The sequence below is a fragment of the Leclercia adecarboxylata genome (genome assembly GCF_006171285.1).
GTDB classification, from domain to species: Bacteria; Pseudomonadota; Gammaproteobacteria; order Enterobacterales; family Enterobacteriaceae; genus Enterobacter; species Enterobacter barmai.
The window spans coordinates 2,602,669-2,621,332 of the sequence record NZ_CP040889.1 but is presented as its reverse complement, the minus strand read 5'-3'; the positions used below and the strand labels follow the sequence as shown (position 1 = coordinate 2,621,332).

General features: G+C 54.7%; 17 protein-coding genes. 10 read left to right on the top strand and 7 right to left on the bottom strand.

Translation table 11 applies throughout. The features are described from left to right. Positions 1-4: 4 nt before the first annotated feature. Both patD and FHN83_RS14300 read right to left on the bottom strand, forming a co-directional pair. Positions 5-1,429 (bottom strand): aminobutyraldehyde dehydrogenase, encoded by a 1,425-nt coding sequence (patD, locus tag FHN83_RS14305; RefSeq protein WP_139564132.1) that lies wholly within the window; start codon positions 1,427-1,429, stop codon positions 5-7. 32 nt (positions 1,430-1,461) lie between these two features. Then, on the bottom strand, positions 1,462-2,943 hold the full coding sequence (locus FHN83_RS14300) for an APC family permease (RefSeq protein ID WP_139564130.1): 1,482 nt from the start codon (positions 2,941-2,943) through the stop codon (positions 1,462-1,464). A 347-nt stretch (positions 2,944-3,290) separates the two neighbouring features. Here FHN83_RS14300 and glaH point away from each other — a divergent pair, with 347 nt between their 5' ends. The 7 genes from glaH to FHN83_RS14270 all read left to right on the top strand — a co-directional run bounded on the left by glaH (position 3,291) and on the right by FHN83_RS14270 (position 10,491). Continuing rightward, positions 3,291-4,268 carry a glutarate dioxygenase GlaH gene (gene glaH, locus FHN83_RS14295; RefSeq protein WP_139564128.1) on the top strand — a complete coding sequence of 326 codons (978 nt, stop codon included), beginning with the start codon at positions 3,291-3,293 and terminating at the stop codon, positions 4,266-4,268. 11 nt (positions 4,269-4,279) lie between these two features. Then, the gene (gene lhgO / locus FHN83_RS14290) at positions 4,280-5,548 is read left to right on the top strand and encodes an L-2-hydroxyglutarate oxidase (protein WP_139564126.1); all 1,269 of its coding nucleotides are present in this window, start codon (positions 4,280-4,282) and stop codon (positions 5,546-5,548) included. Between the two features lie 23 nt (positions 5,549-5,571). Further along, positions 5,572-7,020 (top strand): NADP-dependent succinate-semialdehyde dehydrogenase, encoded by a 1,449-nt coding sequence (gene gabD / locus FHN83_RS14285; RefSeq protein ID WP_139564124.1) that lies wholly within the window; start codon positions 5,572-5,574, stop codon positions 7,018-7,020. Between the two features lie 23 nt (positions 7,021-7,043). Continuing rightward, positions 7,044-8,327, top strand: coding sequence for a 4-aminobutyrate--2-oxoglutarate transaminase (gabT, locus tag FHN83_RS14280; RefSeq protein WP_139564122.1), 1,284 nt, complete (start codon positions 7,044-7,046; stop codon positions 8,325-8,327). A 45-nt stretch (positions 8,328-8,372) separates the two neighbouring features. Continuing rightward, positions 8,373-9,065 carry a DNA-binding transcriptional regulator CsiR gene (csiR, locus tag FHN83_RS14275; protein WP_139564120.1) on the top strand — a complete coding sequence of 231 codons (693 nt, stop codon included), beginning with the start codon at positions 8,373-8,375 and terminating at the stop codon, positions 9,063-9,065. A 125-nt stretch (positions 9,066-9,190) separates the two neighbouring features. Beyond that, entirely contained in the window at positions 9,191-9,355 is a 165-nt protein-coding gene (locus FHN83_RS28230; RefSeq protein WP_176556495.1) for a hypothetical protein, read from the top strand. Next, a complete protein-coding gene (locus FHN83_RS14270) occupies positions 9,352-10,491 on the top strand; it encodes a PAAR domain-containing protein (protein WP_139564118.1) in 1,140 nt (379 codons plus the stop codon). The genes FHN83_RS28230 and FHN83_RS14270 overlap by 4 nt, the downstream gene beginning before the upstream one ends. 961 nt (positions 10,492-11,452) lie before the next feature. Here the strand turns inward: FHN83_RS14270 and FHN83_RS14255 are convergent. The 4 genes from FHN83_RS14255 to FHN83_RS14240 all read right to left on the bottom strand — a co-directional run bounded on the left by FHN83_RS14255 (position 11,453) and on the right by FHN83_RS14240 (position 13,537). Then, on the bottom strand, positions 11,453-11,719 hold the full coding sequence (locus FHN83_RS14255) for a hypothetical protein (protein ID WP_327062086.1): 267 nt from the start codon (positions 11,717-11,719) through the stop codon (positions 11,453-11,455). Next, the gene (locus FHN83_RS14250) at positions 11,706-12,044 is read right to left on the bottom strand and encodes a helix-turn-helix domain-containing protein (protein ID WP_139564113.1); all 339 of its coding nucleotides are present in this window, start codon (positions 12,042-12,044) and stop codon (positions 11,706-11,708) included. Before FHN83_RS14250 ends, FHN83_RS14255 begins: the two co-directional genes overlap by 14 nt. A gap of 168 nt (positions 12,045-12,212) precedes the next feature. Further along, entirely contained in the window at positions 12,213-13,130 is a 918-nt protein-coding gene (locus FHN83_RS14245; protein ID WP_072657383.1) for an IS5-like element ISEc35 family transposase, read from the bottom strand. Between the two features lie 29 nt (positions 13,131-13,159). After that, a complete protein-coding gene (locus FHN83_RS14240; RefSeq protein ID WP_139564111.1) occupies positions 13,160-13,537 on the bottom strand; it encodes a DUF1493 family protein in 378 nt (125 codons plus the stop codon). A gap of 218 nt (positions 13,538-13,755) precedes the next feature. Between FHN83_RS14240 and symE the strand changes: the two genes are divergently transcribed. Together symE and FHN83_RS14230 are read left to right on the top strand one after the other, a co-directional pair. Beyond that, the gene (symE, locus tag FHN83_RS14235; RefSeq protein ID WP_138370140.1) at positions 13,756-14,091 is read left to right on the top strand and encodes an endoribonuclease SymE; all 336 of its coding nucleotides are present in this window, start codon (positions 13,756-13,758) and stop codon (positions 14,089-14,091) included. Between the two features lie 187 nt (positions 14,092-14,278). Then, a protein-coding gene (locus FHN83_RS14230) for an IS3-like element ISEc52 family transposase (protein ID WP_103255452.1) occupies positions 14,279-15,447 on the top strand; the annotation gives its coding sequence in 2 pieces (ribosomal slippage) (positions 14,279-14,528 and positions 14,528-15,447; 1,170 coding nt in all). Here the strand turns inward: FHN83_RS14230 and FHN83_RS14225 are convergent. Then, positions 15,440-17,101 carry a DnaJ-like cysteine-rich domain-containing protein gene (locus FHN83_RS14225; protein WP_139564109.1) on the bottom strand — a complete coding sequence of 554 codons (1,662 nt, stop codon included), beginning with the start codon at positions 17,099-17,101 and terminating at the stop codon, positions 15,440-15,442. The two genes, FHN83_RS14230 and FHN83_RS14225, sit on opposite strands and share 8 nt — an antisense overlap. Positions 17,102-17,235: 134 nt before the next feature. Here FHN83_RS14225 and FHN83_RS14220 point away from each other — a divergent pair. Next, a protein-coding gene (locus tag FHN83_RS14220; RefSeq protein ID WP_087794475.1) for an IS3 family transposase occupies positions 17,236-18,383 on the top strand; the annotation gives its coding sequence in 2 pieces (ribosomal slippage) (positions 17,236-17,473 and positions 17,473-18,383; 1,149 coding nt in all). Positions 18,384-18,664 lie beyond the last annotated feature (281 nt).

The following is an 18,664-nucleotide window of genomic DNA, read 5'->3' as shown; positions in this document are numbered from 1 at the left end:
GCCGTTAGTGCTTCACCATCACATGCCGTACCACGGTGTAATCTTCCAGCCCGTACATCGACATATCCTTGCCGTAACCGGAGAGCTTCTGCCCGCCGTGCGGCATTTCGCTTACCAGCATAAAGTGCGTGTTCACCCAGGTGCAGCCGTACTGCAGGCGGGCGCTCATGCGGTGTGCCCGGCCAACGTCCTGGGTCCAGACCGATGAGGCCAGGCCGTACTGGGAGTCATTGGCCCACTCCAGAACCTGCTCTTCGTCGTCGAACACGCTGACGCTCACCACCGGGCCGAAGACTTCGCGCTGGATGATCTCATCCCCCTGCTTCGCCCCGGCCAGCAGGGTCGGCTGATAGTAATACCCCTTACCTTCGGCCTTGTTGCCGCCGGTGACCACGTGAATGTGCGGCAGGGCTTTCGCGCGCTCGACCGCCTCGCTGACGCGGGTCAGATGGGCGGCGGAACTGACCGGGCCAAGCTCGGTGGTTTCATCATCCGGAGCGCCCATTTTCAGGCTGGCGACGGCGACGCCCAGTTTTTCGACCAGCGCGTTATAGACCTCTTTTTGCGCGTAGATCCGGCAGGCGGCGGTGCAGTCCTGCCCGGCGTTGTAGAAGCCAAAGGTGCGCACGCCCTCCACCACCGCATCGATGTCGGCGTCGTTAAAGACGATCACCGGCGCTTTACCGCCCAGCTCCATATGGGTGCGCTTAATCGACGGCGCGGTGTGGGCAATAATATGCTCCCCGGTGGCGATGGAGCCGGTCAGGGAGACCATGCGCACTTTGTCGTGGCCGGTCAGCGGGTCGCCGACGGTTTTACCCCTGCCAAACAGCACGTTAATCACCCCGGCCGGGAAGATATCTTTCGCCAGTTCGGCCAGCTTCAGGGCGGTGAGTGGGGTGATTTCAGAGGGTTTGAGCACCACGCAGTTGCCCGCCGCCAGCGCCGGGCCCAGCTTCCAGGCCGCCATCATCAGCGGGTAGTTCCAGGGGGCGATAGAGGCGACGACGCCCACCGGGTCGCGGCGGATCATCGAGGTGTGTCCCTCCATATACTCCCCGGCGGCCAGGCCGTTCAGGCAGCGGGTTGCCCCCGCGAAGAAGCGGAACACATCGACAATGGCCGGGATCTCGTCGTTCAGCACGCAGTGCAGCGGTTTGCCGCAGTTCTGCGACTCCAGGCGGGCGAAGCTGTCGGCGTTCTGCTCAATCACGTCCGCCAGCTTCAGCAGGCATTCGGCACGCGCTTTTGGCGTGGTCTGACCCCAGGTGCGGAAAGCGCGATCGGCGGCCTGCACCGCGGCGTCTACCTGCTCCGGGCTGGCTTCGGCGATCTCCAGCAGCACCTCGCCGGTGGTCGGGTTGTACACGGGTTGCATCTCACCTGAACCCGCAACCAGTTCGCCATTAATCAGTAAGTTGTGTTGCATAGCCGACTCCATTGTTTTTATGTTCTGAGTGATTAGAGAGATTGTCCCGCGTTCAGGCGTTTTGCATGCTCGATCGCGTCGTTTTCCGGCGCGTTTGAGCGTCCGAACGGTCGGGCCAGCGCCATGTACACCAGCCCGGAAATCACCACCACCGACAGCCCCACCAGCACCGTCCAGCGGTCGATAAAGTCGCTGCTCTCGGCAGGTTGTGCCAGCAGCCAGATGCCGCACAGGCCATAGGCCAGCGCCAGCACGTTAACCAGCATTCCCCAGCCACCGACGCTCCACTCCCCGGCCGGTTTCCAGCCTTTCAGACGCTGGCGCAGCGCCGCCAGCACCACCATCTGGAACGAAATGTAGATGCCGATAACCGCAAAGGCGGTGATGCGCGCCAGGTTATCCGGCTGGAAGTAAACCCACACGCAGATAAGCACCGGCAGCAGGCAGCTGACGATCATCGCGTTGTCAGGAACGCTGTTTTTCGACAGCTTCGACATCCAGGCGCTGCCCGGCAGCATCTGGTCGCGGGAGAAGGAGAAGATCAGGCGGCTCAGCGCGGCCTGCAGGGAGAGAATGCACGACAGCATGGCGATCACCGCGATGATGATAAACACCGTGGCGCCGGTTTCCCCCAGGGCCTCGTTGAGGATCGCCGGGATCGGATCGGCAATCTTACCGTTGACGATGTTCATCAGATTCGGGGAGGCCAGCAGGTAGCCGAGGATCGAGATAATCGCCGAGATAGCGCCAAACACGATGCTGAGGATCATCGCCACCGGGATCTTCCTGCTCGGGTTTTTCACCTCTTCCGCCACGTTGCCGCAGGCCTCAAAGCCGAAGAACATGAACAGGCCGATCAGCGCCGCCGCCATAAACGCCGGCTGGTAGCTACCGTCTTTGGCAATCACCCCCATCGAATCAAACACCACCGAGAACGGCTGGGCGCGGTGGAAAATCAGCAGGTAGATCCCGAGCGCAATCACGCTGACGATCTCGCACCAAAAGCCAATCCTGGCGACCCGGGCGAGGTTTTTAGTGCCCGACATGTTTATCGCCATCATCATCAGCAGCAGCACGACCGAGGTGATCAGCATGTTACCGGGCGAGATTTCAAAGCCGAACAGGGAGCCGACGAAGGTGGCGGTGTATTCCGCGACCGAGGTGATGGTCACCACCAGCGCCCAGAGGTAGATCCAGGCGGCGATCCACGCATATTTTTTGCCCCACAGACGGCGCGCCCAGGGGTACAACCCGCCGGTAATGGGGTACTGCGACGCCACTTCGCCAAACACCAGCGCCACCAGCAGTTGCCCGCAGGCGACAATCGGGATCCACCAGATGGCCGGAGGCCCCGCCAGCGTCACCGCCAGCGCAAACAGGGAGTAGACCGCCGTCAGCGGCGAGAGGTAGGTGAACCCAAGCGAAAAGTTAGAGATGAGACCGATGGAGCGGTTAAATTGCTGTGTAGTATCGCTATGAATTGCTTCACTTTTCTTGCCAGAAGTCTGTTCCATACGTTTATTCTCTGTGTTGAGTTGGTGTCGCAGGTAACACGAATCAAGGTATAGAAGAGCGCCTGAACGCCGTACAGCACCGCCCTCGCGATTTGTTAAGATTTGTATGGATATGTCACGTTTTTGTTAAGGTCACACCGCATTTTCCGTGAGCGCCATCACTGCGCCAGGTTCACATCCCCCTCTTTTCCCGTTTTTTCCGCTCAATTCGGTCAATTTTTACGCCTGCATCACAAAATCTAAACAATCTGCCTGGTATGTGCCCATTTATCCAAAATGTAGATATTTTTAATTTATGGCTACGAAACACCCCGTTCCCTGAATACTTTCTGAGAGGATTGATTCTGATGAATGCACTGACCGCCGTAAAACAGCCCGACGAGGCGTTATCCCGCACCATCACCGGTTTTCGTATCGCGCCCTCCGTGCAGTCTCCGCGCCTGCTGGAGCTGACGTTCTCAGCGGACGTCACGCAGCAGTTCCTGCGGGAGGTGGAGCAGTGGCCCATCCAGGCGCTGGAGTACAAATCCTTCCTGCGCTTTCGGGTGGCGAAGATCCTCGATGACCTGTGCGGCAACCAGCTCCAGCCCCTGCTGCTGAACACGATCCTCAGCCGCAGCGAGGGTGCCCTGCTGATTGACGCCGAGGGAGTGGATAACGTCGCCCTGGCCGACGAGATGGTGAAGATCGCCACCGCCGTGGCGCACCTGATCGGACGCTCGAACTATGACGCCATGAGCGGCCAGTATTATGCCCGCTTTACGGTGAAAAACGTCGATAACTCAGACAGCTATCTGCGCCAGCCCCATCGCGTGCTGGAGCTGCACAACGACGGCACCTTCGTCGATGAAGTGACCGACTACGTGCTGATGATGAAAATCGACGAGCAGAACATGCAGGGCGGCAACTCTCTGCTGCTGCACCTTGATGACTGGGAGTCGCTGGAAAAATTCTTCAGCCATCCGCTGGCCCGCCGCCCGTTACGCTGGACGGCACCGCCAAGCAAAAACGTCGCGCAGGATGTGTTTCATCCGGTGTTCGACGTCGACCAGCAGGGCCGCCCGGTAATGCGCTATATCGACCAGTTCGTGCAGCCGAAAGATTTTGAAGAGGGGGTGTGGCTGAGCGAACTTTCTGACGCACTGGAGAGCAGTAAACACATCATTTCCATTCCGGTGCCGGTGGGTAAATTCCTGCTGATCAACAACATGTTCTGGCTGCACGGCCGGGACCGCTTCACCCCGCACCCGGATCTGCGTCGGGAGCTGATGCGCCAGCGGGGGTATATCAGTTACGCCACCAGCCACTATCAGACTCATCAGTAGGGATTGCGCGGATGTATGATTTCGTGATTACCGGCGGCGGCATCATCGGCATGTCGACCGCCATGCAGCTGATGGAGCTCTACCCGGACGCCCGCATCGCGCTGCTGGAAAAGGAGGCAGGCCCGGCCTGCCACCAGACCGGGCGCAACAGCGGCGTGATCCATGCCGGGGTCTATTACACCCCCGGCAGCCTGAAGGCGCAGTTTTGCCTGGCCGGGAACCGGGCCACCAAAGCCTTTTGCGATGAGAACCAGATTCGCTATGACACCTGCGGCAAGATGCTGGTTGCCACCTCTGCGCTTGAGATGGAACGGATGCAGGCCCTGTGGGATCGCACCGCCGCCAACGGGATCGAGCGCGAGTGGCTGAGCGCCGCCGAACTGCGCGAGCGCGAGCCTAACATCACCGGGCTGGGCGGGATTTTTGTCCCCTCCAGCGGGATTGTCAGCTATCGCGAGGTGACAGCGGCGATGGCAAAACGCTTCCAGGCGAAAGGCGGCGAGGTGATTTTCAACGCCGAGGTCAGCGCCCTGAAGGAGCACGCCAGCGGCGTAGTCATCCACACCCGCGACGGGCGCGAGTTTGAAACTATGACCATGATTGCCTGCGCCGGGCTGATGGCCGACAGGCTGGTCAACATGCTCGGCATCGATCCGGGCTTTATTATCTGCCCGTTCCGGGGGGAGTATTTCCGCCTCGCGCCGGAACATAATCAGATCGTTAACCACCTGATCTACCCGATCCCCGATCCGGCCATGCCGTTTTTGGGCGTGCATCTCACCCGCATGATCGACGGCAGCGTCACGGTGGGGCCCAACGCGGTGCTGGCTTTTAAGCGCGAGGGCTATCGCAAGGGGGATATCTCCTTAACCGATATGCTGGAAATTATCGGCTCCTCCGGCATTCGCCGGGTGCTGCAAAACAACCTGCGCTCGGGCTTAAGCGAGATGAAAAACTCCCTGTGCAAAAGCGGCTACCTGCGGCTGGTGCAAAAATATTGCCCGAGCCTGACGGTGAAAGATCTGCACCCCTGGCCTGCGGGTGTGAGGGCGCAAGCAGTTTCGCCAGACGGGAAGCTCATCGACGACTTTTTATTTGTCACCACGCCGCGAACCATTCATACCTGTAATGCGCCCTCACCGGCGGCGACCTCGGCGATCCCCATTGGCGCGCATATTGTCAGCAAGGTTCAGACCCTGCTCGCCAGTCAACACAACCCCGGCCGCGCACTGCGGGCAGCCAGAAGCGTGGACACACTCCACGCCGCCTGTACCCGTTAAACATTCTGAGACAGGAAGCCATCATGCAACTCAACGATCCCAGCTTATTCCGCCAGCAGGCCTATATAGAAGGAAAGTGGTGCGACGCGCACCGCGGCGAGGCGATTACCGTCTCCAACCCGGCAAACGGCCAGACCCTGGGCAGCGTGCCGAAGATGGGCGCCGATGAAACCCGCACCGCGATTGAGGCGGCGAACCGCGCCCTGCCCGCCTGGCGAGCGCTCACTGCCAAAGAACGCGCCAACATCCTGCGCCGCTGGTTCGAGTTGATGATGGCCAACCAGGACGATCTGGCTCAGCTGATGACCCTCGAACAGGGCAAACCGCTGGCGGAAGCGAAAGGTGAAATCAGCTATGCCGCCTCCTTTATAGAGTGGTTCGCCGAAGAGGGAAAACGCGTCTACGGCGACACCATTCCCGGCCATCAGGCGGACAAGCGCTTGATTGTGATAAAGCAGCCGATTGGCGTCACCGCCGCCATCACCCCGTGGAACTTCCCGGCGGCGATGATCACCCGCAAGGCGGGCCCGGCGCTGGCGGCAGGCTGCACCATGGTGCTCAAACCCGCCAGCCAGACCCCCTACTCCGCCCTGGCGCTGGCCGAACTGGCGAGCCGCGCGGGCATCCCCGAAGGGGTGTTCAACGTGGTGACCGGCTCAGCGTCGGACATCGGTAACGAGCTGACCAGCAACCCGCTGGTACGCAAGCTCTCCTTTACCGGCTCGACCGAGATTGGTCGCCAGCTGATGGCCCAGTGCGCAAAAGACATCAAAAAAGTGTCGCTGGAACTGGGCGGCAACGCGCCCTTTATCGTCTTTGACGATGCCGACCTGGACAAAGCCGTGGAAGGGGCGCTGGCCTCCAAGTTCCGCAACGCCGGGCAGACCTGCGTGTGCGCCAACCGCCTGTACGTACAGGACGGCGTTTACGATCGCTTTGCCGAAAAACTCCAGCAGGCGGTGAATAAACTCCAGCTCGGCGACGGCATGACGCCGGGTGTGACCACCGGGCCGCTGATCGACAGCAAGGCGGTGGCGAAAGTTGAAGAACACATTGCTGACGCGGTGGATAAAGGCGCGCGGGTAATTACCGGCGGATCGCTGCATAAACTGGGCGGCAACTTCTTCCAGCCGACTATTCTTGTAGATGTGCCCGGTGATGCCAAAGTGGCGAAAGAGGAGACCTTCGGCCCGCTGGCCCCGCTGTTCCGTTTTCAGGATGAGGCGGACGTTATCGCGATGGCCAACGATACCGAGTTCGGCCTCGCCGCCTATTTCTATGCCCGCGATTTGAGCCGCGTGTTCCGCGTCGGCGAGTCGCTGGAGTACGGCATCGTCGGCATTAACACCGGCATTATCTCTAACGAAGTGGCCCCGTTCGGCGGGATCAAAGCCTCCGGTCTGGGTCGGGAAGGTTCTAAATACGGCATCGAAGATTACTTAGAAATCAAATATATGTGCATCGGCCTTTAACTTATGTGATTCAGGAGATTTCAATGAGCAGCAATAAAGAGTTAATGCAGCGTCGTAGCAATGCCATTCCCCGCGGCGTGGGCCAGATCCACCCGATTTTTGCCGCCCGCGCCGAGAACAGCCGGGTGTGGGACGTTGAAGGCCGTGAATATCTTGATTTCGCCGGCGGCATCGCGGTGCTGAACACCGGGCACTTGCACCCGGAGGTGGTCAGCGCCGTGGAAGAGCAGCTGAAAAAGCTGACGCATACCTGCTTCCAGGTGCTGGCCTACGAGCCCTATCTGGAGCTTTGCGAAACCCTGAACCAGAAAGTGCCGGGCGATTTCCCGAAAAAAACCCTGCTGGTGACCACCGGCTCCGAAGCGGTGGAGAACGCGGTGAAAATTGCCCGCGCCGCCACGAAGCGCAACGGCACCATCGCCTTTACCGGGGCCTATCACGGCCGCACCCACTACACCCTCTCGCTGACCGGGAAAGTGAACCCTTACTCAGCGGGCATGGGGCTGATGCCGGGCCACGTCTATCGCGCGCTCTATCCGTGCGCCCTGCACGGCGTGAGCGATGACGACGCCATCGCCAGCATCCACCGCATCTTTAAAAACGATGCCGCGCCAGAAGATATCGCCGCCATCGTGATCGAACCCGTGCAGGGTGAAGGCGGATTCTATGCCGCCTCCCCTGCCTTTATGCAACGCCTGCGCGATCTATGCGACGAGCACGGCATTATGCTGATCGCCGACGAAGTGCAGAGCGGCGCGGGCCGGACCGGGACCTTCTTCGCTATGGAGCAGATGGGCGTGGCGGCGGATATCACCACCTTCGCTAAATCCATTGCCGGCGGCTTCCCGCTGGCGGGCGTCACCGGACGCGCCGACGTGATGGACGCCATCGCCCCGGGCGGGCTGGGCGGTACCTACGCCGGGAGCCCCATCGCCTGTGCCGCCGCGCTGGCGGTGATGAAGGTGTTCGAGCAGGAAGATCTGCTGGGCAAAGCCAATAAGCTGGGCAACACCCTGCGCGAGGGACTGCTGGCTATCGCCGAAAAACACTCTGAGATCGGCGACGTGCGCGGCCTGGGGGCGATGATCGCCATCGAGCTGTTTGAAGACGGCGACCACAATAAACCGAACGCTGCCCTGACGGCGCAGATTGTCGCCCGGGCGCGGGATAAAGGGTTGATCCTGCTCTCCTGCGGCCCATACTACAACGTGCTGCGCATCCTGGTGCCGCTGACCGTGGAAGAGGCGCAGCTTCAGCAGGGGCTGGCGATCATCGCCGCGTGTTTTGACGAGGCGAAGCAGGGTTAGATTTTACGCCCGGTGTAAGCCGGGCAGTTTTTAAGGAGCAGGACCATGACCATCATTTCCCAGGCGACGGCCATAGACGGATACCGCTGGCTGAAAAACGACATTATCCGCGGCGTTTATCAGCCGGATGAGAAGCTGCGCATGAGCCTGCTGACCTCCCGCTATGAGCTGGGCGTCGGCCCGCTGCGTGAAGCGCTGTCGCAGCTGGTTGCCGAAGGGCTGGTCACGGTCATCAACCAGAAAGGCTACCGGGTGGCGCCGATGTCCGAACAGGAGCTGCTCGATATCTTTGACGCGCGCGCCAACATGGAGGCGATGCTGGTCCGCCTCGCCATCGAACGCGGCGGCGAAGAGTGGGAAGCCGACCTCCTGGCCCGCATGCATCTGCTGAACAAGCTGGAATCCCGCGACGCCAGCGAGACCATGCTGGACGAGTGGGACCAGCGGCATCAGGCGTTTCATACCGCCATTGTGGCGGGGTGTGGATCGCAGTATTTGATGCAGATGCGGGAAAGATTGTTCGATCTGGCGGCAAGGTATCGGTATGTGTGGTTGCGGAAGACGGTGCTGTCGGTGGCGATGTTAGAAGAGAAGCATGTGGAGCATCAGAAGCTGATGGACGCGGTGCTGGCGCGGGATGCGGATAAGGCGGGGGAATTGATGTATCAGCATTTGCTGACGCCGATTCCTATAATCAGGGGGGCGATGGGGGACAGTACATATATCTTACCTGGGTAATATATATTTCTTGAATGACGAGAACTGCCTGATACATTTTCACTTAAGTTTAATGCGTATTGTTCTTATGGTTAATGATTGTAAAATGACCATCAGGATAACATTAACAATACGCAGAGGGACTTATGCAGCAATATATCGATAAACTTTCTTCCAATATGCTGGTTGGATTTGACCTGACTCCTTTCACCATCGCCTCTCTTACAATTACGAGCGAAAAATTCAGACCTCTTTGCGCTCAAATAAATGCTTTCGACCTCATCGCAGGAAATAAAGGAGCTCTGCGATGATAACGGTAAATAGAGGCTGTATTGTTCATGATAAAAACGCTGGCCTTGATGGTGATAAAACGTCGACGGGCGCAACGTGTTACGCAAGCCGAACCGGGTTTTCAGTGATGGGAAAACTACAACTCTATATCGGCGACAAAACTTCCCCCTGCCCCAAATGTGGAGAACCTGGAGTCATAGCAGCAGGTGATGTAAGACAGTCTAATATGGGGATAGAAGTTGCCGTAGATGGTTCCCCTGTTGCCTGCGGTTGCCCTGCCGGAACAAACTTCCTGATTGCTCCAGCCACAGTTGAAGTTAATTCTCCTTCATGGGCTGATATATCTGTTGAACCGGAACAGCATGCTCAAACGATGAATAAGCAAAATCATTTTGCTGGCACTTGCAAGCCAGAAGATAACGCGCTGTTGAACGGCGTGTATATCTGGACTGAAACCAAAAATGCAGGTCACGCTTTTGTTTCGGTGCATGAGAATAACAATATATCTCTCTACACATACGGGCGTTACGGAAGAACCGATCCTGGAGGGTTTACCGGGGATGGTATTCTTAACTTCCTGCAGGATGAAGACGCAAGGGTTTATTATCGTGGTGAATTGTATCAAATGGGTGCCCGTGTATTTCGCATAAACGACGCAGATCCGGTGAGGACAAGACAGTTTTTTGAAAACCTGTGGAACAACGGCAAGCCAGCTATCCAAACGGCAAATATGCCTGAAACGACCCGAAGAAGAGGCCGTACTATTAACGGGTATGATGTGACTGGTAGTAACTGCACCACTCATTCAGTTGCAGGCATTAAATTTGCTGGTTCGGCAGTATTCGAACACGGCTACACGTCAATGACTACACAACTTTCTGTCGAAGCCGAAGAAGACTTCACCGTTCCGGTCTCTCTGCAAAAATTCCTCGCCGCTAGGGGTAGTGATATGTCATCAATGCTTGTCGTTGAAATGACGAATGCATTCAAAGAGCAATATCCAAATTCAGGAAACTTGCAACCTTTCCAGGAAAATCCCGGTGGTAAATTTCAGCATATCGTTGCGGATGGTGCAGCTGCAGGAGATTCATTATCTCCCTATTCAGGCGGTACAGTGGGCGGCGTATTAGGTGGATCCTATGACAATGACAAGTAGAACTAAAACTGTGCTCCGATGGGGCGGAATTTGCCTCGTATCGCTTTGCTACTTTATCGGGTTGGCGCTGGCTACATTCTCATTTTCTGCTTTTAGTGAAAGGGAAAGTATGCGCTTTTCTAATCCAGTGCCATTGAATGAATACCATGCTTCTGTTGATTCTATCCTGCAAGCTACGGATATAGTTTTTAATGCAGCGATTTACGGGTTTGTGATTTGCGTACCCCTCATTCTGCTTATTTTTAAAAAGGTAAGATGATGTGGGATATCGCATGAAAGTAAAATTATAGAGTCACCATCGATCGCGCAAGTGTGCAGCCTCAACAAGCAACTGCTAATGCTTCTGCTGTTGTGGGTTCAGCTTCACCCTATTCAGGCGGGGCAGTAGGTGGCTCATTAGGTAGTACTTATGATAATGAATAAAAAATTTTGGTTCAGATGGGTCAGCATCCTGCTGATCTGCGCGGTGTACTACCTTGTCGTCTTTTATTACGATCTGGTCTTCGCTGTTAACTTTTCTGAAACCATGAGCCAGGGAGGGGATTTAAGGTCCTCGCAATGTGCCTGGCTCGTGAAAACACTTCTTCAAAACCATAATGACTCTGCATTAGCGTCTTCTCTGGGATTTGCTGTGTGCGTTCCTTTGATCATTTTTATCTTCAAAAAGGTAAGATGATATGGAATACCACATGCAAGTAAAATTTTAGAGTCATCTTATATTTAGGTTCTGATAAGGCTGGTGAATACTGGCCTTTTTTAGCGCTAATTCTGGTTATAAAGTGAGTGTTAGATTGGCGAGCCGAAGAGGAGAATGCACCTTAAAAAAGACATTATCCAGTTAAAGCGCTTTTTCAGGTGCAATTAACTCATTCCCGGTTCCGCTCCACCCGGATGTTCTAAAAAATCATATTCTTTCAGTTCCTTGTTACTCAATGGCCGTGCCCGACGCGGGCGGCGAAGACTATCCGCAGCCCCAGGCGTCCGGGGCAGCATCACGTAATGCACTCGCCTGTTGCAGACCCGGTGCCGTGAAAATCGCGCCCCGGACCAGCGGGAGTTCCGGTTCATAGACAGGGATCGCATCCTCCCTTTCCAGATAGCTGCGCCCGTAGTTAAATATAAACCTGTCACCATCCCGGTTAAGCACCCCCGCAACAACCGGCTGCGTTGCACCAGGCAACCAGATCCATACATAGGCGCGGTCAGAATTGTTATCAGAAATCATCATCTATCACCTTCCTGAAGCGATGCACTGAACGTGGCATCAGAGATAATGTTTTCTCTGCATTTGCGGTATGTAATGCCATTGATGCCGGGTCAGGGATAAAAAGTGGAACGCCTAAAATGGTCGCCAGCTCGAACACCGCGCCAATTGCACACCCCATGTCACCTTCTTCAGCACGATAAACAAGCCCGCTTGAGACGCCTGCACGTTCAGCAAGCCCTTCAACCGTGAGCTGACGTTCAATACGCGCAGTACGAAGCATTAACCCCAGCAGTCGTGCAGCGTCGCGGCTATGGCGGGAATAATTTCGGGTAGAGGGTTTTGCCATCACAGGCCTCTTTGTTCCATTAACAGGTCATTTGAGGTAGTTATAATCCGTTTATGGAACAATAAAACTCCTTCGCTTTCACGGTACCTTTGGGTTGTGATTAGTCGAACAAGGCCTTGTTGATCAAATCCAAAGTCGGATACTCGCTCCCCAACCCGCCGGGCGGGCTTAGTTGACGGCCTGCCGAATGGGCATACCAAGCCCTATGACCTTGTTCATGACTTTTACCCCAGCCAGGATCTCACCCACCTGGGCGTTGTAGCTCCGCAGACTCAGTTTCGGACCGATGAGCTGCTTGAAGCGATACATGGCGGTCTCAGCTATCGAGCGCTGATGATAGCCAGAGTCCTTTTTCCATTGCTCCAGCTCTCCTGCCTTGAGCGCGGCAACCGCCTCGTTGCGTGGATGGCCTGTCTTCCAGAATGCCGCATTTTTTCTCGGCGGTATGGTGGCCTTGGCGCCCTTCTTTTGTAGTAGGGCATAACAGGCTTTGGTGTCATAGGCACCATCGGCGCTGACTTGTTCTATCTTGCGGCGCAAGGGGTTGAGCAGCGTGGGCAGCACCTCGTTATCGCCCACCGTTTCCAGGCTGACTTCGGCTGCGACGATGGCATGGGTCGCCGCATCTACGGCCAGGTGAAGCTTGCGCCAGACGCGGCGTTTCTCCTTGCCGTGCTTGCGAATTTTCCATTCGCCCTCGCCATAGACCTTGAGTCCGGTGGCATCGATGACCAGGTGAGCTACTGGGCCATGGCTCGGTAGGCGGTACTTGATTTCGACCGTCTTGGCGCGCTTGCTGATACAGCTGTAGTCCGGCGACTGTAAGGGCACATTCATCAGCTGGAACAGCGAGTTGATGAAGCCTTCCAAGGCACGCAGCGGTAGCTTGAATACCGCCTTGAGCATCAGCGCGGTTTCAATGGCGGAGTCGCTGTAATGGAAGCCTCGCCCTCGGCGGCCATGATGGGTCTGGCAATGCCACTGCTGGATGGCTTGCTCATCCATCCAGACGGTCAACGAACCACGTTGCACCAAGGCTTGGTTGTACTGTTTCCAGTTGCTGATCTTGTGCTTGGACTTGCCCATCTGGCGCTCCCGGTGGTGAACCTAAGAGATCAGATCACCAAACTGCGGGATAGTTCCCTGATTTGAGCAACAACGCCGTCGAACAACCATTTCCCGGCTTTAGCTGATTCGATCAACATGCTAATCGTAAAATCGGGAACAGGAACATGGGCTGATTTCTTGAATGGATTCCAGGAAAAAGGCACGTCGGGATAATAGCTTTTTATATTAAAGCTCCCTCTATTAACGTCAAATTCTCTAAAAAATTCCTCCATAAGTTCTTCAGCTTCGTCGACATCCAGCAACATATCCGTATCGAGGTCTATACTGGCATTGAGTAATTGTTGGTTTTTCTCGTTATTAATGAGGTACACGCCGTTATAACGTCTGGCAAGCGCATAGATACGTTGTTCGATATTCCCGGTCATAACTTATCATTTCCTTATGCGTCAAATTATAAATCACAGCGAATTAATATATTTAATGGACATTCGAAAACAGCCGAATAACGCTTATTACGTTTTATATTAATCTGGACTTATTTATATTTACTGGTTAGATTCACAGGCTAATTTAACGCAATACGGGCATGCGCCAACATGCCCGTATCGCTCATCACAATCACTATTTAGAGAGAATAGTAACCATGACTAATATCGATTGTATTGCAGAATCACTGCAACCAGAAGTCTTTGCCGCTGACGACCGCGTTTTTACCGTAAGTTATGCGACGCGCTATGGGGATTACACCCGCATACCCGCCTTCATCATGAAAGGCCTGTGGCTAAATGAAGCCGGATTCAGCACCGGAACGAAGGTGGACGTGAAGGTGATGAAGGGCTGCATGATACTGACGTCCCGGGAGTCCGAACCGGAGATTGAGACGCTGATGCGCGAGGTGAGCCAGCTGTCCGCGAGTAAGCAGAAACAGGTGATGGACTTTGTTGGGGTGATATCGGGGCAGCTTCGAAAGGCTGAATAAAAGATTGAATGACTAAGGCGCCGATGGGCGCCTTTTTTGTTGGTTGCGAAAAGCTCCCTGAAAACATACCGGGAGCCATGGTCGTATTATTATCTTATGAACTGAGCAACCCAGCTGAAGTGGTTTACTGAATTTGGCCACCTGAACAGAGGTGATATGCTCACCTCAGAACAACACAGGTGCCATAATGAAAAAAAGAAATTTCAGCGCAGAGTTTAAACGCGAATCCGCTCAACTGGTCGTTGACCAGAATTACACCGTGGCAGATGCAGCCAGCGCTATGGATGTCGGCCTTTCCACAATGACGCGATGGGTGAAACAATTACGTGATGAGCGGCAGGGAAAAACACCAAAAGCCTCCCCCATTACCCCGGAACAAATTGAAATCCGTGAGCTCAGGAAAAAGCTACAACGTATTGAAATGGAAAATGAAATATTAAAAAAGGCTACCGCGCTCTTGATGTCAGACTCCCTGAACAGTTCTCGATAATCGGGAAACTCAGGGCGCGTTATCCTGTGGCCACTCTCTGCCATGTGTTCGGGGTCCATCGCAGCAGCTACAAATACTGGAAAAACCGTCCTGAAAAGCCAGACGGCAGACGGGCTGTATTACGCAGCCAGGTACTTGAACTGCATGGCATCAGCCACGGCTCTGCCGGAGCAAGAAGCATCGCCACAATGGCAACCCAGAGAGGCTACCAGATGGGGCGCTGGCTTGCTGGCAGACTCATGAAAGAGCTGGGGCTGGTCAGTTGCCAGCAGCCGACTCACCGGTATAAGCGTGGCGGTCATGAGCACGTTGCTATCCCGAATCATCTTGAGCGACAGTTCGCCGTAACGGAACCAAATCAGGTGTGGTGCGGTGATGTGACCTATATCTGGACGGGTAAGCGCTGGGCGTACCTCGCCGTTGTTCTCGACCTGTTCGCAAGAAAACCAGTGGGCTGGGCCATGTCGTTCTCGCCGGACAGCAGGCTTACCATGAAAGCACTGGAAATGGCATGGGAAACCCGTGGTAAGCCCGTCGGGGTGATGTTCCACAGCGATCAAGGCAGTCATTATACGAGCAGGCAGTTCCGGCAGTTACTGTGGCGATACCGGATCAGGCAGAGTATGAGTCGGCGTGGAAACTGCTGGGATAACAGCCCAATGGAGCGCTTCTTCAGGAGTCTGAAGAACGAATGGGTGCCAGCGACGGGCTATGTAAGCTTCAGCGATGCAGCTCACGCAATAACGGACTATATCGTTGGATATTACAGCGCACTAAGACCGCACGAATATAATGGTGGGTTACCACCAAACGAATCAGAAAACCGATACTGGAAAAACTCTAACGCGGTGGCCAGTTTTAGTTGACCACAACACAGCGAAGTAATTCAATTAAGGAATACTGTCCAAAGAGTTCTCCCTCATTTGTCACCCAGATCGGGAAAAAGAGTAACAGACAAACAGTAAGCAAGCTGGTCAGAAGAAGGCTCATAAACCAACCGCTACGTAAAATCTTTTTATTCACCGCCCAGCTAGCCAGATGCTGGCCCATTCGCCAGCGGACCCAGCCCCTGCGCCATAAATACCCCAGGAAAGAGATAACAACGGCAGCGATAGCAATAAACAAGCCACAGTAACGCGCCAGCACCTCCAGGGAAGCGAGTAAATTATGCTGGTTATCCCAGCGCAGGAGCGGGGTAAGATAGACCCGTCCTGTCATGTCGTTGAACCAGAAGTCGCCATAGGCCGTGTACAGAGGCATAAATAGATAGATAATGACCGCGCTGAAGATTGCCCACTTCACCACCGACCAGTTCTGGACCGCCTGCGTAATGGCTTTCAGGCTGGTCAGGGCTTCATCAATATAGGTCGTAGTGACCCCACGATTCATCGCTTCGCGGAGCATCTCCCCGGATTTACCCTTGCGGTTCGCATCCAGCATCTCCTGATGGGCTTCCGATTCCATAAATGTGGCCACCGTTTTACGGCTACACGCAGCAACAAGCGGGTTCAGCAACTTTCCTTTTGTGCTTCGATAGACAAGCTCATTGAGATCGTTTTTCAGCATCAACTCAACGACATGTCCCGCATCCAGTATCTGCGGATGACGACCGTAAACGATCCAGTTAACAGGTTGTTCAGCAAGCTGAGCCTGGCGCAGCTGACTCGTAAATCGGGCAAAGGGTACGCTGGCGCTGTAGATAAAGTTAACGTTACGCAACCCCTCATCAATACTGGAATCTGCCAGCTCAACGGCACCATAACTTGCCAGTTCCGGGATGCCCGCTTTGTAGAGGCCATCTTTAATGAACGTCGGCACATCCTCACGATGGTAGATCAACTGGTAATGAGGCACGGCAACACTGGAAAGCCGGGTAATGCGGGTTGTTTCGCCCGTTCCCTCACAGGGTGAACAGCGCTGGTTTCCCGAACCGCTACAGTGGTTGCAGTTCACCCTACCGCCTGTGCAGGTGTAACACATCCGGTAATGGCTCTCCGTGCGGTACTGATTGGTGTAGTGATCGAAATGGCTTCGCTGTTCCAGTACCTGTCCACTTCCTCCACAGGTTGTGCAGCTCACGCGACCAGAGCCATAGCACCAGGAGCAATTGACCTGTCCGCGTCCATTACAGTTAGTGCAGTTTTCAGTTAAACAGAGGCGCGTAGGATGGGAATAGATTTCTTGCTCTTTTTGAAGCGCACCGTAAGGGTGGGAAAGCACCAGTGCCTGAGCTTCACGAAGTGTTTCTGCTCGAGATAAAACAGCGCTGGTTTCAGCCTGGAGAGCCTCGGCGTACTGGAAAGTACTGGTAAAAACGCGGGTGCCGCTTCCGGCGCTGACTCTTCCCACCTGAGTGTGATCTGTCGTCTCAATACGAAAATGGAGACTTAAGTTAATCTGGTAGTCAAAATCGATTTTTTCGACCAGGTCCAGTTCAAGATTATCTGGCTGTAGCCTCGTCGAGCGTTCCACGAAGTTTTGAATGGTTGTAGAGCACGTATCCAGCCACGCGTCTTTCATCTTTATTACCTGGAGTGAGATTTGTTATCAGCAGAATGATAGGGTTTTGCATACGTCAGGCAACTACTAATTGAATCGCCACGGGTTTAACAGACACCTCAGAGTCATTTAAGATGGCTTAAAGAGAGGTGCCCATGAGCGGTAAGCGTTATCCCGAAGAGTTTAAAACTGAAGCAGTCAAACAGGTTGTTGATCGCGGTTATTCTGTTGCCAGCGTTGCAACACGTCTCGATATCACCACCCACAGCCTTTATGCCTGGATAAAGAAGTACGGTCCGGATTCTTCCGCTAATAAAGAACAGTCAGATGCTCAGGCCGAGATCCGCCGTCTCCAGAAAGAGCTGAAGCGGGTTACCGACGAACGGGACATATTAAAAAAAGCCGCGGCGTACTTCGCAAAGCTGTCCGACTGAGGTACGCCTTTATCCGTGACAACACCTGTTGCTGGCCTGTTCGCCTGCTCTGTCGGGTGCTGGATGTTCATCCCAGTGGTTTTTACGCCTGGCTTCAGCAGCCGCATTCACAACGCCATCAGGCAGACCTGAGACTGACAGGACAGATTAAACAGTTCTGGCTGGAATCGGGATGCGTCTATGGTTATCGCAAAATCCATCTGGATCTGCGGGACAGCGGGCAACAGTGCGGAGTGAACAGAGTCTGGCGACTGATGAAACGTGTCGGGATAAAGGCTCAGGTCGGATACCGGAGCCCGCGGGCACGTAAAGGCGAGGCCAGTATCGTGTCGCCCAACAGGCTCCAGCGACAGTTCAATCCGGATGCTCCGGATAAGCGTTGGGTAACGGACATAACCTACATCAGGACCCACGAAGGCTGGCTGTATCTTGCCGTGGTTGTTGATCTGTTCTCACGCAAAATTATCGGCTGGTCCATGCAATCCCGGATGACAAAGGACATTGTCCTGAACGCACTGCTGATGGCTGTATGGCGCCGTAATCCCCAAAAACAGGTGCTGGTTCATTCGGATCAGGGCAGTCAGTACACAAGCCATGAGTGGCAGTCGTTCCTGAAATCACACGGCCTGGAGGGCAGCATGAGCCGTCGCGGTAACTGCCATGATAATGCGGTTGCAGAAAGCTTTTTCCAGTTGTTGAAACGCGAACGGATAAAGAAAAAGATCTACGGAACGCGGGAAGAAGCCCGCAGCGATATTTTTGATTACATCGAAATGTTTTATAACAGTAAGCGTCGGCATGGTTCCAGCGATCAGATGTCACCGACCGAATATGAAAACCAGTATTATCAACGGCTAGGAAGTGTCTAGATTATCCGTGGCGATTCAAATAAACGGAGTTGGGGAGTAAATATGGGGTGTTTAGCGTATATAAAATGCGTTGGAATGGATATGAAATACTAGTTGTTTAGCGTTAAGAATTAATTTGGCCGTGCGTTTGATTAGACTGAAAAAAGCCTTGTAAATATGAATTGTTGTTAGTGCACTCTTACTGCTTCAGCCATTTAATACGAGAACGACAGCATGGGTGAAGGCTGCATGCAACTAATGTCGCGTAAGACGCCGATGGTCGCCTTTCCAGTGTGCCACTC

What these genes read in the sequence shown, in the direction of transcription:
- csiR (WP_139564120.1), top strand. Translation starts at nt 8,373, where the DNA reads ATGACCATCATTTCCCAGGCGACGGCCATAGACGGATACCGCTGGCTG.
- FHN83_RS14270 (WP_139564118.1), top strand. Translation starts at nt 9,352, where the DNA reads ATGATAACGGTAAATAGAGGCTGTATTGTTCATGATAAAAACGCTGGC.
- symE (WP_138370140.1), top strand. Translation starts at nt 13,756, where the DNA reads ATGACTAATATCGATTGTATTGCAGAATCACTGCAACCAGAAGTCTTT.
- FHN83_RS14300 (WP_139564130.1), bottom strand. Translation starts at nt 2,943, where the DNA reads ATGGAACAGACTTCTGGCAAGAAAAGTGAAGCAATTCATAGCGATACT.
- glaH (WP_139564128.1), top strand. Translation starts at nt 3,291, where the DNA reads ATGAATGCACTGACCGCCGTAAAACAGCCCGACGAGGCGTTATCCCGC.
- FHN83_RS14240 (WP_139564111.1), bottom strand. Translation starts at nt 13,537, where the DNA reads ATGACCGGGAATATCGAACAACGTATCTATGCGCTTGCCAGACGTTAT.
- FHN83_RS14250 (WP_139564113.1), bottom strand. Translation starts at nt 12,044, where the DNA reads ATGGCAAAACCCTCTACCCGAAATTATTCCCGCCATAGCCGCGACGCT.
- FHN83_RS28230 (WP_176556495.1), top strand. Translation starts at nt 9,191, where the DNA reads ATGCAGCAATATATCGATAAACTTTCTTCCAATATGCTGGTTGGATTT.
- FHN83_RS14225 (WP_139564109.1), bottom strand. Translation starts at nt 17,101, where the DNA reads ATGAAAGACGCGTGGCTGGATACGTGCTCTACAACCATTCAAAACTTC.
- FHN83_RS14255 (WP_327062086.1), bottom strand. Translation starts at nt 11,719, where the DNA reads ATGATGATTTCTGATAACAATTCTGACCGCGCCTATGTATGGATCTGG.
- gabD (WP_139564124.1), top strand. Translation starts at nt 5,572, where the DNA reads ATGCAACTCAACGATCCCAGCTTATTCCGCCAGCAGGCCTATATAGAA.
- FHN83_RS14245 (WP_072657383.1), bottom strand. Translation starts at nt 13,130, where the DNA reads ATGGGCAAGTCCAAGCACAAGATCAGCAACTGGAAACAGTACAACCAA.
- patD (WP_139564132.1), bottom strand. Translation starts at nt 1,429, where the DNA reads ATGCAACACAACTTACTGATTAATGGCGAACTGGTTGCGGGTTCAGGT.
- lhgO (WP_139564126.1), top strand. Translation starts at nt 4,280, where the DNA reads ATGTATGATTTCGTGATTACCGGCGGCGGCATCATCGGCATGTCGACC.
- gabT (WP_139564122.1), top strand. Translation starts at nt 7,044, where the DNA reads ATGAGCAGCAATAAAGAGTTAATGCAGCGTCGTAGCAATGCCATTCCC.